This is a genomic window from Paenibacillus terreus, assembly GCF_042138595.1.
Classification (GTDB): domain Bacteria; phylum Bacillota; class Bacilli; order Paenibacillales; family Paenibacillaceae; genus Paenibacillus; species Paenibacillus terreus.
In genome coordinates this window covers 337,202-350,124 of the sequence record NZ_JBHIRX010000001.1, presented here as the reverse complement: position 1 = coordinate 350,124, position 12,923 = coordinate 337,202, and the positions used below count along the sequence as shown (strand labels likewise).

17 protein-coding genes are annotated in these 12,923 nt (G+C 46.1%); 2 read left to right on the top strand and 15 right to left on the bottom strand.

Translation table 11 applies throughout. The features are described 5' to 3' along the window. Window positions 1-171: 171 nt before the first annotated feature. The 4 genes from ACE5KN_RS01620 to ACE5KN_RS01605 all read right to left on the bottom strand — a co-directional run bounded on the left by ACE5KN_RS01620 (window position 172) and on the right by ACE5KN_RS01605 (window position 2,250). Window positions 172-663, bottom strand: a complete 492-nt coding sequence (locus ACE5KN_RS01620) for a hypothetical protein (RefSeq protein WP_375525685.1) — start codon at window positions 661-663, stop codon at window positions 172-174. A gap of 246 nt (window positions 664-909) precedes the next feature. Further along, complete coding sequence (locus ACE5KN_RS01615; RefSeq protein WP_375525686.1) at window positions 910-1,098, bottom strand: PIN domain-containing protein; 189 nt, start codon at window positions 1,096-1,098, stop codon at window positions 910-912. Window positions 1,099-1,101: 3 nt separating this feature from the next. After that, entirely contained in the window at window positions 1,102-1,272 is a 171-nt protein-coding gene (locus ACE5KN_RS01610) for a hypothetical protein (protein ID WP_375525687.1), read from the bottom strand. Between the two features lie 495 nt (window positions 1,273-1,767). Then, entirely contained in the window at window positions 1,768-2,250 is a 483-nt protein-coding gene (locus ACE5KN_RS01605) for a magnesium chelatase subunit ChlI family protein (protein WP_375533042.1), read from the bottom strand. Here ACE5KN_RS01605 and ACE5KN_RS01600 point away from each other — a divergent pair. Continuing rightward, window positions 2,193-2,705 carry a helix-turn-helix domain-containing protein gene (locus ACE5KN_RS01600; protein WP_375525689.1) on the top strand — a complete coding sequence of 171 codons (513 nt, stop codon included), beginning with the start codon at window positions 2,193-2,195 and terminating at the stop codon, window positions 2,703-2,705. The two genes, ACE5KN_RS01605 and ACE5KN_RS01600, sit on opposite strands and share 58 nt — an antisense overlap. A gap of 98 nt (window positions 2,706-2,803) precedes the next feature. Here ACE5KN_RS01600 and ACE5KN_RS01595 read toward each other — a convergent pair whose 3' ends face one another. The 4 genes from ACE5KN_RS01595 to ACE5KN_RS01580 form a co-directional block, all read right to left on the bottom strand. Then, window positions 2,804-3,202 (bottom strand): hypothetical protein, encoded by a 399-nt coding sequence (locus ACE5KN_RS01595; RefSeq protein WP_375525690.1) that lies wholly within the window; start codon window positions 3,200-3,202, stop codon window positions 2,804-2,806. Window positions 3,203-3,237: 35 nt separating this feature from the next. Next, window positions 3,238-4,074: an imm11 family protein gene (locus ACE5KN_RS01590; protein WP_375533023.1), complete on the bottom strand. Its 837-nt coding sequence runs from the start codon at window positions 4,072-4,074 to the stop codon at window positions 3,238-3,240. A 92-nt stretch (window positions 4,075-4,166) separates the two neighbouring features. After that, window positions 4,167-4,805, bottom strand: coding sequence for a hypothetical protein (locus ACE5KN_RS01585; protein ID WP_375525692.1), 639 nt, complete (start codon window positions 4,803-4,805; stop codon window positions 4,167-4,169). A gap of 1 nt (window position 4,806) precedes the next feature. Beyond that, a complete protein-coding gene (locus tag ACE5KN_RS01580) occupies window positions 4,807-5,751 on the bottom strand; it encodes a hypothetical protein (RefSeq protein ID WP_375525693.1) in 945 nt (314 codons plus the stop codon). Window positions 5,752-5,963: 212 nt separating this feature from the next. Here ACE5KN_RS01580 and ACE5KN_RS01575 point away from each other — a divergent pair, with 212 nt between their 5' ends. Next, window positions 5,964-6,590, top strand: a complete 627-nt coding sequence (locus tag ACE5KN_RS01575) for a hypothetical protein (RefSeq protein WP_375525694.1) — start codon at window positions 5,964-5,966, stop codon at window positions 6,588-6,590. A gap of 157 nt (window positions 6,591-6,747) precedes the next feature. Here ACE5KN_RS01575 and ACE5KN_RS01570 read toward each other — a convergent pair whose 3' ends face one another. The 7 genes from ACE5KN_RS01570 to rnhB form a co-directional block, all read right to left on the bottom strand. Beyond that, window positions 6,748-6,831, bottom strand: a complete 84-nt coding sequence (locus ACE5KN_RS01570) for a putative holin-like toxin (RefSeq protein WP_375525705.1) — start codon at window positions 6,829-6,831, stop codon at window positions 6,748-6,750. Between the two features lie 217 nt (window positions 6,832-7,048). Next, the gene (locus tag ACE5KN_RS01565) at window positions 7,049-8,653 is read right to left on the bottom strand and encodes a YifB family Mg chelatase-like AAA ATPase (protein ID WP_375525706.1); all 1,605 of its coding nucleotides are present in this window, start codon (window positions 8,651-8,653) and stop codon (window positions 7,049-7,051) included. A 95-nt stretch (window positions 8,654-8,748) separates the two neighbouring features. Continuing rightward, the gene (locus ACE5KN_RS01560; protein WP_375525695.1) at window positions 8,749-9,303 is read right to left on the bottom strand and encodes a nitroreductase family protein; all 555 of its coding nucleotides are present in this window, start codon (window positions 9,301-9,303) and stop codon (window positions 8,749-8,751) included. A 173-nt stretch (window positions 9,304-9,476) separates the two neighbouring features. Next, complete coding sequence (locus tag ACE5KN_RS01555; protein ID WP_375525696.1) at window positions 9,477-9,839, bottom strand: YraN family protein; 363 nt, start codon at window positions 9,837-9,839, stop codon at window positions 9,477-9,479. 18 nt (window positions 9,840-9,857) lie between these two features. Beyond that, window positions 9,858-10,166: an EscU/YscU/HrcU family type III secretion system export apparatus switch protein gene (locus tag ACE5KN_RS01550; RefSeq protein ID WP_375525697.1), complete on the bottom strand. Its 309-nt coding sequence runs from the start codon at window positions 10,164-10,166 to the stop codon at window positions 9,858-9,860. Continuing rightward, window positions 10,163-12,145: a TP0910 N-terminal domain-containing protein gene (locus tag ACE5KN_RS01545; RefSeq protein WP_375533022.1), complete on the bottom strand. Its 1,983-nt coding sequence runs from the start codon at window positions 12,143-12,145 to the stop codon at window positions 10,163-10,165. Before ACE5KN_RS01545 ends, ACE5KN_RS01550 begins: the two co-directional genes overlap by 4 nt. Window positions 12,146-12,220: 75 nt before the next feature. Beyond that, the gene (gene rnhB / locus ACE5KN_RS01540) at window positions 12,221-12,847 is read right to left on the bottom strand and encodes a ribonuclease HII (RefSeq protein WP_375528752.1); all 627 of its coding nucleotides are present in this window, start codon (window positions 12,845-12,847) and stop codon (window positions 12,221-12,223) included. Window positions 12,848-12,923: the final 76 nt, after the last annotated feature.

The window sequence follows — 12,923 nt, the reverse complement described above, 5'->3', positions numbered from 1 at the left end:
GCCGTACTGTCCCCCCCTCACTCCACAATTCAGGCAGCGCGGCCTCAGTTCATTTATATATAATGGACGAAAGAACCCTCACATCCGTTGGATGGAGGGTTCTTTCGTCCATTGGCTATATTTAGTTATGGAACAATCCCGAATCGTAACCATGGATGGCTTTTGAAACAGCTAATCGCCATATTTCTGGATCCATTTTTCTCTCCATTCCGTGAAAGTCAAGCCTGTCACTTCCTCCAGTGTTTTGCCTTCTAATGAGTACACACTGCCCACCAGCCCCTCAATATCCGGAAAGGAATAACCGCCAATCACCTTCCCATCAGTAAGCATGATATACAATCTTGTTTTGGCATTGTATTGCTTTTCCAAAGGGTGTTTTGAGACGATGAATCCATATACCGAGATTTCTTTACCAAAATAACGATCGGGCTCCGATGCCTGAACACCCCAGATTTGCCGATAAATCAATGTATCTTGTCCATAAAGCATGTTTTTAGTGAGGTTATACTGATCAAGCTGCCCTAAAAGTGAAGTTACTCTATAGCCCTTGCCCTCAATGAATTCTTTTGCTGTTTTTTCATCGCCGGCCACTTCTCTTTGATTGCAGCCGAGCGTAAAAAGAGCCAGAGCAATAAGCACAAAAAAACCAATGTACCGCCTCATTTCAGCCTCCTTTGTGGACAATTCGTTGCCCTAAATAATCCCTGTTAACTGCTTTTTGCAATATTAGTCACTGAACAGGCACTATTAAATAAAAGAGCCGCTTATCATAATTGCGACTCTAAATTACAAACTATTTAGCTTTTCGATTCATTCTTATGTATTTCTTTATATAGCTTGATGGGGTTAGTACTTCTACGTTGTTATAAGTTTTCAACTTGACCAAGCCATTGCTGAAATCGTTTGTTATTAAGTACGAACATTCTGCTGATCAATAGTACGGGCAAAGATTTTATATAGTTCATTCTTTGTAATCTCAGAGAAAGCAAATCTAAACTGCTCGTTTTCCTCCAGGTCAATTATCCGTTCGTCGTCTTTAAAATAATCAGAGAATATTGCATTAACGAAAACATTTGTATCAACAACGACCAAATCCATACTTTAATCACGACTAGCTCTAATTTTCTTTAGTTCATTTCTCACATCATCAATAGTAATTCCATTTTTCTTCATTGAGTTTTCAGCAATTTGCTTCATTTGTCTCCAACCAGTAACCTTAGCGCTTTTATTAGCTACTGTAGTCATCTTTTTCACTCCTTTTTTCCCAGCCATTTCTATCACTCCCTATCCATTAAGATAAGGAAATATATGATAGATTATTCAGGAAAATTCTAGAAACTCAGAGAGTAACTTTTGAATGTTCGCTTAAAGTCTCCTAGGAATATTATACCAGTGGGATTATACCGTTTCTATAGTAAATTAAACCTCTCGGTGATATTTAGACTCTTTGCCGCTTGCGATTCTACAATCACAGTTTGCCCCACTAATCTTCAGGGACCTCTTCAAAATCACACAAGGGAATAGGTATAGAGGGGACAAAAATTACATTATATCTATCAAACACGGTCAACCTTTCGGCAGCCGACGTACTCTGCTAATGATCTCCAGATACTCGGCGTACACCACACCTACATCTTTTTCCCTGCTTGAATACCAAACTGTCCCCGTCTGTTTCCCGTAAATCAAACAGAAAGCGTCAAGTTTCTCTCATCATAACCCTTTTGGTTCAGAAACCAAACATCTTTCACAAGTAGTCCCAGCCGTTGTTTATATTTTCACATCCAATTTCCGATACTGAATCGCCTCTGCCATATGCTCCACGCCAATCTGTTCTGCGCTGCTCAGGTCGGCAATCGTGCGGGACAGCTTTAAAATGCGGTCATAGGATCGCATGCTGAGTCCGAGGACTTCTACTGTTTGCTGTAGAAGTTTGTATGCCCCCGGCTCCATTTTACAAAATTTGCGCAGCAGTGAGCCTGAAAGCTCACTGTTCCAGGACAGCGGCAGTTCGCGGTATCTTTCCTCCTGAACGGTTTGTGCCTCCAGAACTTGCTTTTTCATCTCGGCGGAGCTGATCGAAGCTTGTTCCTGATACCACTCCTTGGGGCGCGGCACCTCAAGCTGCAGATCAATCCGGTCCAGCATCGGTCCCGAAATCCGCGACCGGTAATGGGCTATTCTTCCCGGACTGCATGTACAGCGCTGTGAGTCCGTTTCGCTCCCATAGTATCCGCAATAGCAACCGTGCAGAGAATACCGTTGGGATTGGCATAACGAAGAGGGAACGCGTTTCTTCTATTAAAAAAGACCAATCAGCAGCTACCCCGGGTGAACGAATCAGACAAGCCCGTATAGAGATGGATATGACCATTCGTGAGCTGGCTTCCCGAGTTTCAATGACTCCCGAAGGATTGGGAATGATCGAGCGCAACATACACCCTCCGAGTCTTCCAATTCTTCATGAGTTATCAAAAGTGTTGCAAAGGCCCATTTCTCATTTAGGCTGTTATGAAAATATGCCAGAAACCACAATCGGAGATAAAATAAAAAAGGCCAGACATTATCATGGTCTGACCAAGCTGGAGCTAAGTAAATTGATAAAGGTGAATGAAAAAACGGTGAGGAACTGGGAAAGCAACCGAACTCGGATATCTGATGAGTACATGAGTTTACTGAAGGAGTATTTAGAAGTGCTACAGTTTTAATTTCACTTAATAAATTTCTGATAACTTGTATATGTAATTTCTGAGCATGTACAAGTTATCAATTATCTGATACCTGTTTAATGTCTAACCAAATCACATTAATCACTACTGCTACTGTCACTGCTGTCATTACTGTCACTATAATCGGAATTATCATCGTCATATTCGGTATCATTATACTCTTCATAATCATCTATCTCGTCAATCTCATTATCTTCACAGTAATCGTTAAATTCTGTTGCTGCCACCCCAGCCCCTGCTACATACGAATTATCATAATAATAGTTATTGCTATTGTAATTATTTGAGGATGAATTGCTTGATGATGTTTTTCGAGAATAACGGGAACTTCCACGAGAACCGCCTCTTTTTCTTTTTTTGGCACGGCGGCTTTTAATTTTGTCTCTAATGTGATAAACCATAAAACTAAGCCAAATCACTCCTACAATAACATAAAAGGCAATAAGAGCTATTTCGAAGATTCCCGAAAAATTCATTAGCAAACTCCCTCTCCAGACTAATACCTTGTTCCTTAAGCTTCATGCCATTTTAGATCCAAAAGTAAGGGTGGTATAAAGATCAGTTCGGCAAATTCATATTCGCAGTTAAGAGTAAGTTGTCCAACAAGAAGTTCGCCTTTATTATCCTTTTTGAGCTTCCAGTGAGCACTAGCCACTTCTTTTCCCTCGTCGAGCAAATTCATGGCCGTGTTCCAGCCCATTTCTGGGCCCTTGTTTCGCTCAAGATCCGCTAGATACTGCTCATACTTCTGCTGCTGCTCGAGCTCGTCTTCTTTCGTGAACTCTGAGTCCCATACTAGATCAAAATCCAAACCCTTCAGACCGGCATCAATTACAGCATTCCGGAATTCATCTGAGACATAAACCTTGGTGCGTATAAGCTCAGGTATTTTGAAAATATGCCTTTTATGTTCTTTTAGCATATCCTCATGAAGATACATCTTGCTATAATCGAACACACGATTAGATTTTATGATAGGGACCGATAGGGACTGATCTACACAATCCAGTACATTTAAAACATTACAGAAGCTAAAATTATATTTCTCATCCTTCAACGGTAAAAATTCTACTAATTCACTTATTAAAAGCGATAGAACTGATATTGATTTATCACTAAAGACCAGTCTGCCAGGGGCATATCTTGGAAAATCAGTGTGTTTCCCTTTGTCTTTTTCATAGTGAATACCGAGTGGTTCCCATTCATGCTTGATCTCGCGGGCAAATGAAATGCTTCGGAGTATATCATCTATTTCAGGAGCTAGCTCATCTATAACATCAATATTTAATGTTTTATAACCAGCACTAATTTTCCAGATTTTCATATCAAGATCATCACCTTTAATCATGGCTAGGCTTATATAGGTGCCAAACTTAAGAATATTTTAGTAAGAATTAAAAGAAGACAGAAACATAATAAAAGGACATAGGGTACTCTGCATTAAGTATCTTTATTTTGTTCTTTGATGCTATCCAAAACATTGGTTGCAGAGTTAATATTGAAACATTGATATAGATTGTATATAAAAGATTTAAACTCTATTATTGAATTTGCTACTATTGTAAGATACAAAGTAACTAAGACTACACATACAACCCTATTTGTTTTCAATGGTAAAAAAGGAAAGAACCAGTCTGTAGGAACAGTTTTCAAGAAAAGCAAAATCAAATAATTCGTGAATATGATAAACAAATACATAACAGCTAATACAAGAAAAAAACCATTATATTTAATAAGTAGTGATTTTTCTTCATGCTTTGCTATAATAAGCCTTCTCAGGGTACTCCCTGTAGCAAGCGCTTGAAAAATAGCGTACCCTGTTATCACACTACCTAGTAGAGCAATAACAATTGTATTTATTAATTCAACAAATATTATTGTTTTGGAGATGATTCCCGTTGTGAATATTATATAGTATAGCAATAAAAAAACTACCAAACCAAAAACAACCAATATCCATTTTCGCTTTACAGATAATCTCAATTCACCTATTGAAAGCTTTACAGCACTGTCAAAGGTACTCGTATTTAAAATTTGTTCAACGTTTTTTTGAGCTTCATTTTTATCATTTCCATTCATTTTATACCTGCTGCCCTTTTAATTTTTTAATTACATGTAGAAATTTATCATAAAGTCTTTTATTTTCTTCGCTAGTTTCATTAAAGTCCTTATTATTAATAACTTTACCAAGTGCAGTATCCATGTTTTCGATAATATCCTTCTCATTATCGATTTCAACTGTTATATTCTCAGTGAATGATTTATCATTTAAAGTTTTCTCACTTCCATTCTTATCAATTACTCTCAACACAGGTTGAACAGTTCCCTGAGTCTCACTTATTAATTTACTTAATTTCTTATGGTCTTTTGGTGTATTAATGGTTGTACTAGCTGATTTACTACCCACCTCAATCATTTCCTCTCTAAGTGCGTTAAATATACTATTAACAGGAATATCACCATTCAGAGGATAGAACTTTAATTTTATATATTTAACCTTCTTGACTTTTCTTAACTCTTGTTGAATTGTCTCTGAAAATGGAATCGCTACAACGTTCAGATTGGGTTTAGGAAGTTTATCTTTATGTATAGTAATCTCCTTGTTCATGTTTTTCACATATTGCCCTATTATTATTTTAGCTGTAGTATTGAAGCTCCTAATGTCAGGACTTCCTTTTTGATTTTTAATTAAAATCATTCTGTGATTGTTTAATGATATAATAAAGAGAGAATACGGGTCTGATGGCACTCTTTCATTTGTATCTCTGATTCCATCTTTCTCGCTATATCTTGATCTAATTTCTAAAGTAGTTCGTTTAATAAATTCACCTACGATAAAATAATAACCTCTTAACTCGACAATCTGCACATCATCAAAAAGATATCTGTTCCCATCATCTTCCCTCTCTATTTTGGACTTAAAAGCAGGTAATACAATTTCCTCCAAATACTCCAACATTGGTTTATTTTCTTTCCCAAATGTAAGATTAAAATTGGCAATGTTAAGCACTTTTTTTTCTTTCATATGAACTCACTCCTATTTTCATTCCACGATTAGTAAGAAAGGCTTAGTATTTAGGATAAATATACCACTTCCGATTACCAAACACTATATTATTCTCTTGAAAATCAGAATTAACTACATAGACTTGAATTAAATCGGCTAAATTCTATATCTCGAGTGACCGATAACAGTACATATGAACTAACAAAATAAAATCATGAAGGGAAAAGTTAATGAAAAAACCGATCCATAAAAAGTGGTGGTTCTGGCTCATAGTTATCTTAGTGATTGGCGTCATCGCAAATCTTAACAAAAATGAAACTGTAACAACTACACAATCATCCTCTCAAAATGTGGTAGAACAAAATGAATTTAAGGAGACAGGGAATTCAACAGGCGTAGATGTAACATCAGAGCCGTCTACAGAAACAAAACCAAGATTAGCTTGGGTTGGTATAGGAACTGATCTGTCCTCATTTGAGCAAGCGTACGGAGCCTCAAGCAGTGACCCTGATGATATCTTTATTAGTTACAGCAACGAGAAATATCTATGTATGGTACTTGATAACAAGTGTACTAATCTTACGATTAATACCGATGCAGGTAGCATCGATGAAACCATAAATGAAGTGAAAACAATGAGCCCTCCTGACGCCAAGGAAGTTAAAAGATATGAATTAAAAGATAATAGTACAGATTATTTGAGGACAGTTGTGGTCTATAACAGTGATACTCTAAGCAAAAGTTTTGACCAAACAGCATTTGGAGACGCTGAACCTGGGACTTTCATTGCTATTTTCAAGTCGAATCAGGCACAAGGGGTATTTGCAATAGTTCTCGGATTAGGAGACAACCCTTAAATATTTGGCAATCCGTTTGCCTGAATATTTCCGATGTGGTAACATAAAAATAGAAAAAGGACCGGTTGCCGCCGGTCCCCTGTACAACAACCGCTAAAAGAGCGGCCAGCCAGGAAGTACTCAAAGAAATGAGCCGTTATCCTAACCACAGGGCGGCTCATTTCCTTTTATGGAAAGACAGCACGGCAACTACAAACATGCCAGATGCGAGCATTAAAGATAATGCTCCATACACTGTCATAGCCTCATCTCCCTTCCGGGAGATTTGACTACCGCCCTTGTTAGTTTATGTTGTACTGGATAATATATCAGACAAGCTCTGCTTATGGTATTACTAAGTCTTTTAGTATTGGGATAAATATAGCACATGCTTTTATAAAAATTCTATGTAAATATACAAGCCCCGAAACACCTCTACGGGGCCCGAAATATCTTTCACAAGTAATCCCAACTGTTGTCTATATTTTCACATCCAATTTACGATACTGAATAGCCTCTGCCATATGCTCCACGCCAATCTGCTCTGCGCTGCTCAGATCGGCAATCGTGCGGGCCAGCTTTAAAATGCGGTCATAGGATCGCATGCTGAGCCCCAGGACTTCTACTGTTTGCTGTAGAAGTTTGTATGCCCCCGGCTCCATTTTGCAAAATTTGCGCAGCAGTGAGCCTGAAAGCTCACTGTTCCAGGACAGCGGCAGTTCGTGATATCTTTCCGCTTGAATGGCTTGGGCTTCCAGAACTTGCTGTTTCATCTCGGCGGAGCTGATCGAAGCTTGTTCCTGATACCACTCCTTGGGGCGCGGCACCTCAAGCTGCAGATCAATCCGGTCTAGCATCGGTCCCGAAATCCGCGACCGGTAATGGGCTATTCTTCCCGGACTGCATGTACAGCGCTGCGAGTCCGTTTCACTCCCATAATATCCGCAATAGCAAGGATTCATTGAACCTGCAAGTAAAAATTGAGCCGGATAGGTAAACACCGCCCTTGAGCGGCTGATCGTCACATGCTTGTCCTCCAGAGGCTGCCTGAGCACCTCCAGCACCTGGCGGCTGAACTCAGGAAGCTCGTCGAGAAAAAGCACTCCGCGATGCGCGAGACTAACCTCCCCCGGTTTCGGAATCGCGCCACCTCCGATCAGCCCTGCGGCAGAAATTGTATGATGAGGAGCGCGGAAAGGCCTGTTTCGAATCAGGCCGGAGGCGGATTCCTTCAGTTTCCCCGCTGCGCTCAATATTTTGGTCACCTCAAGTGCCTCCCCTTCTTCCAGCATTGGCATGATGGTTGGCAGCCGTCGGATCAGCATCGTTTTGCCCGTACCCGGAGGGCCGATCAGCAGAATATTATGCATGCCCGCCGCAGCAATAACCAGGGCGCGTTTGGCATGCTGCTGTCCCAGGACATCGGCGTAGTCCTCAATCGTCTTTCCAAACAGGGACAGACTGTCCTTGTCTTTCAGCAACAATACCCCCTTTTTATCCGGCAGCAGATGCTCGAAGCTTTCGATACGGACCAGAGCTCTTTCAGTTTCTGCTCCTTTCCGTTTAAGCGGTAAATAGCCATCAGCTTGAGGGATAATATCCTGCAGATGTCTGACACCATACACCCGTATCCCTTTGATCAGCATGGCTTCCTGCACGTTTTCCCAAGGCAGCATCACCGAATCGAAACCCTCCCGCTTGGCAAGATCAACCATGGACAGCACACCGTTTACCGGCCGCACACTGCCGTCCAGGGCCAGCTCGCCGATAAATAATATTCTTTCAGCTTGAGGAAGTATAATCTGGCTGCTCACGGCAAGCAATCCGACCGCAATCGCCAAATCGAACGAAGAACCCTCCTTGCGCAAATCGGCCGGGGCCAGGTTGATGGTCACGCGCTGGGAAGGATACTTGAAGCCGCAGTTTTTAATGGCCGCACGCACCCGTTCAACCGCCTCGCGGATAGCCGAATCCGGCAGCCCGATGATCGAAGTCTGTGGCAGACCATTGGACAAATCCGTCTCTACTTCAATCAGCACGCCGTCAATCCCGTACAGACAAGCGCTGTTCAGTTTTCCATACATCAAAAAAGCACCTCTTTCACCTTTGAAATACCACATGCCTCATGCAGCGGTTTATCGGTCGAAAAGGGTGCTTCCTCTTTTTCAATATTTCAGTTTTAGCGATCAAACACGGTCAGTTTCTCGGCAGCGGATGTGCGCTGCTGGGCTTTTGGCACAACCTCCGGATACCCGGCGTACACCAATCCCACAATTTTTTCACCAGGCTGAATGCCAAGCTGCTCGCGGAACACCGGGGAATAAAAGAACGGCTTTGTCATCCAGAAGGTACCGATTCCTTCGCTCCAGGCGGCAAGCATGAAGTTTTGAATCAAGGCGCTGACAGCGGCGAAATCTTCATCCCAAATGGCTTGGCGCGGATCTTCTTTCATTACGACAATCAACGACACCGGATTATGCAAAATGGTTGGGGCAAATTTATTATCCTCTCCGAGATCTGCTGCTACCGCGTCAGCCAGCTTCTGGCGCCCGTCTCCCGTGAACAGCAGGAAGCGCCATGGTTCACGCAGCTTGTGGTTGGGAGCCCATACGGCGGCATCCAGCAGCCTGGTAACGGTCTCCACCGGTACCGGGTCTGCTTTGAATTTCTTGACTGTTCTGCGTTCCTGAATGACATCTATTACATTTTTAGAAAATACCGCTGATTCGTTCATTTCAGTTCCTCCTTTATGTAAGCCTGCAGCATTGTAAGTAAATGAGAATATTTCTCAATTAAATATACCCATTCCATGTCTCCATGTCAAATGCGGAAAAGCAAAACAGACTGCTCCCCACCAAGTATATGAGAAGCAGCCCGTGTTCTTCACGCGCTTGTTATTGAATTTTTCTAAAATGCAGCCTCGATATGCTCCATAACCTCTGCTTTTTGGTCCGGCAGCAGCCTGACCGCTATCATGTCAAACCGTACCGGAGTATCCGCCACGCCGTGCATATGCAAATAAATCTGAGCGATATGACGAACCTGGGCTATTTTGCGGGCAGTTACAGACTCGGCAGCCGTTCCGTGAGTAGCCCCCGTTCTGCTCCTCACCTCTATAAAAATGAGTGTTCCGTCCTTCTTGGCAATAATATCCACTTCACCGCTGCGGCAGCGCCAATTGCGTTCTATAATTCGCCAGCCTTTAGCGGTTAGATATTGTACGGCCGTTTCCTCACCCAGCGCGCCTTTGCGTCTGCGGTTATCAGACAATTCGGATCACCTGCCTCCTCACTCCGGATACGAACCGCCCCCCGCCAGCTGATCCATACGATACACATAGCTGAGCACCTCGGCAACAAGCAGATATAGCTCTTGCGGAATCTGCTCGTTCAAATCAAGCTTGGACAGTACCTCCACGAGCGACGGATCCTCCTGTACCGGCACTCCATGCTCTCTGGCTTTTTCCAAAATGGTTTCCGCCACTTTGCCGCGACCTTTGGCTACTACAACAGGCGCGTCATTTTCACCCGGGTTATATTTAAGGGCGACCACTTTTTTTTGCGATAGGGAAGGAGCGTCATCCGTCCGTTCTTTCATACTTTGATATCGACTCCTTTATACACCTGCGGGCTGTAATCGCCGACGATATTGGCGGGCATGCCGTTTTCCGTCTGCGAACGGACCGGGAGCGGCTCCGCTTTAAGTGTCAACAGCTGATAACCGATACCATCCAAAGCCTCCGTTATGGATTCGCGTGTGCTGTCCAGCAAAGCTTCCGTCCACTCGCTGTCATTATGCACTTTAACACTGACGATCCGGTTCGCAACCTGCACATCGACCATCGTCAGCCCCAGAGCTTTCATATCAAGATCAAACCACAGCCGGCAATTGGACGAGTCCAGCTCCCCGCGTTTTCCCCTTCTGGATTGAATCTGAACGGAGGCCGTCTCGCGGCCGTCCGGTCCGACAAAAGGGATAAACATGTGCACCTGCGCAAAAGGGGCCGTCCGGTCCGTATTCAGCAGCAACTGCTGTCCGGTCAGCTGCTGCACGACCTGCTGCGCGGCCTCCTTCAGGGCCGGCGGCACGCTGCTGCTGTCCATCAGCTGCAGCAGCAGCCCCTTGACGGTGGCGGCTTCCGCCTGCGCCACCGCCCCCTGCCCTGCCGACGCCGCCCCTGTCGGCAGCTCCCCGCGCGCCGGCGCCAGCCCGGCTGCCGCGCGCAGCGCCTGCTGCTCGTGCTCCGCACCGAGCAGCTTCAGCACCCGCCCCACCCACGGGTCCTCCCGGTGGGTGGCTGCGGGTGCCGCCGCGGCGTCCGCCTGTGCAGCGGATGCCGCGGCTGGCGGGGCGGCCTGCGCTGGAGCAGCCGCTTCCCGCGGAGCTGCCAGCGCAAGCGCCTGCCCCGCACCCGGTCCATCAGCCTGGACCGGGAAGGCCTGCTGCGCCACAAGGCCGCGCAGCTCCTGCAGCAGCGCGCGCAGCTTCGGCAGCGCGTCCTGCCGCGATGCAGCATCGGCCGCCGCGCCCGCCGCACTGCCTGCCATGGGAGCATCCCCTGCACGCTTCTGACCGTCGCTTCTTTCCGTCGCGTCAGCCAACCCGCCCTCTGGGGTGCTCACGCCCCCCCGGCCAGCCGCTGCAGTCGCTCCACCGTTCTGCCCGGAAACCGCAGAACGGGCTGCTCCCTGGCCTGATCCTGCCTCCGCATCAGACTTCGTTATTTTCACGCTTGCAGCCCCTGGAGCTCCCTCTGCTTCCCCTGCCTCCGTTCCAGTAACCTGCTGTGCTGCGGCACCAAGCGCCACCCCCACAGCCGAGGCCGATCCGGCTTTGCCCTCATCTCCTGCGATAGTTCCGGCTGTCCCCGTCCCTGCAGCAGCATTTGCTGTATTCGGTAGCCCGGCGGAGTTTACTTGCCCCTTCGCTGGTAATGTATCGATGGCAGACTGCCCGCCAGCACTCCCGCCGCTTCCCTGCCGTAAAGCCTGCTCCACAAGCTTCTCCAGAGAAGAGAGCAGCTCATCCAGCGGGGGACCAAAAATGGCCTGATGCAGACCTGCCACCGCTTCCGGTGTGACCGGCAGCCCCCGCTGGAAAGCCACCCCGGCCGCCTGCACAATCGTCTCCGGTTTGGCTCCACTTGGCAGCAGGTAATCTGCCGCTTCCCGCACCATCGCCGCATTTTCCGCCGTCAGTGGAATGCCGCTGCGCTGCATCATCTGGATCAGCTCACGGTTCTGCGGCGTATCCGGCAGCTTTACCGTTTGCAGCACCTCAGCCATGTCAATGGCAGGCAGCGGCTGGCCAGGCAGCTGGGACAGCGGCTTTAATACGGTGGTGCCATCCTCACTCGGCGGCTGCACCTGCAGCAGCACCTTCTGCCCCTCCTGAAGCGGAGTCTCCACCTTAGCCCGCACCTGTGTGCCCTGGATCTGCAGCAGAGCCTCTCCACCGTCCTCCGAGACCTTCACCACCGTTCCGCGGACGACCTGTCCGGTTTGCAGCTCCAGCTTTTTCGTCTCTCCTGCCTTGGCATCCCCGAGCAGTCCCCGGATCACTGACCCGATATTCATGCCGCCCATCCTCCTGTCCTTCTTCTATTTATAATATATCGGCGCATGACCGCTTCCCGATGAGCGTGACCAGGCTCATAGATCGAACAGCGTTGGCTGCTGAACCAGCAGATTTCCCAAAAAGCTGCGCCGGTGCATATCTGTCGGCCCGAGGGCTAAAATCTGTTCACGGTGCAGCTTGGTGGCATAGCCCTTATGTATGGCAATTCCGTATTCCGGATATTTGGCTTCCCATTCTCCACGGCACAGCCGGTCTCTTGTCACCTTGGCGATAATGGATGCCGCGGCGATGGATTGGCTCATCGCATCCCCCTTAATAATCGCCAGCTGTGGCAAAGGAAGTTCCACCTTTTCCGCATCGACCAGCAAATAGTCCGGCTGCAGTTCCAGGGCCTGTACCGCTTTTTTCATCGCCAATCGCGCGGCCTGCTTGATATTGATCTCATCGATCACCTTCGCATCGACAGTGCCAATGCCGACCGCAAGAGCATTTTCCATAATCAAGTCATAACAGGCCTCTCTCTTTTTGTCGGTCAGCTTTTTGGAATCTGTCACTCCTTCCAGCACCAGCCCTGTAGGCAAAATAACCGCGGCAGCCACGACATCCCCGAATAAACAGCCCCTGCCTACCTCATCGATCCCCGCGACATATTTATAATTCTGCTGCCAGCAATCCTGTTCATAACGAAGCATCTCCGTCATTGTATTCAACACCCGCTTCACTCTAGTCTTCCATCCATACCGGACGATTTCCATATGTAACGAATAACGACATATC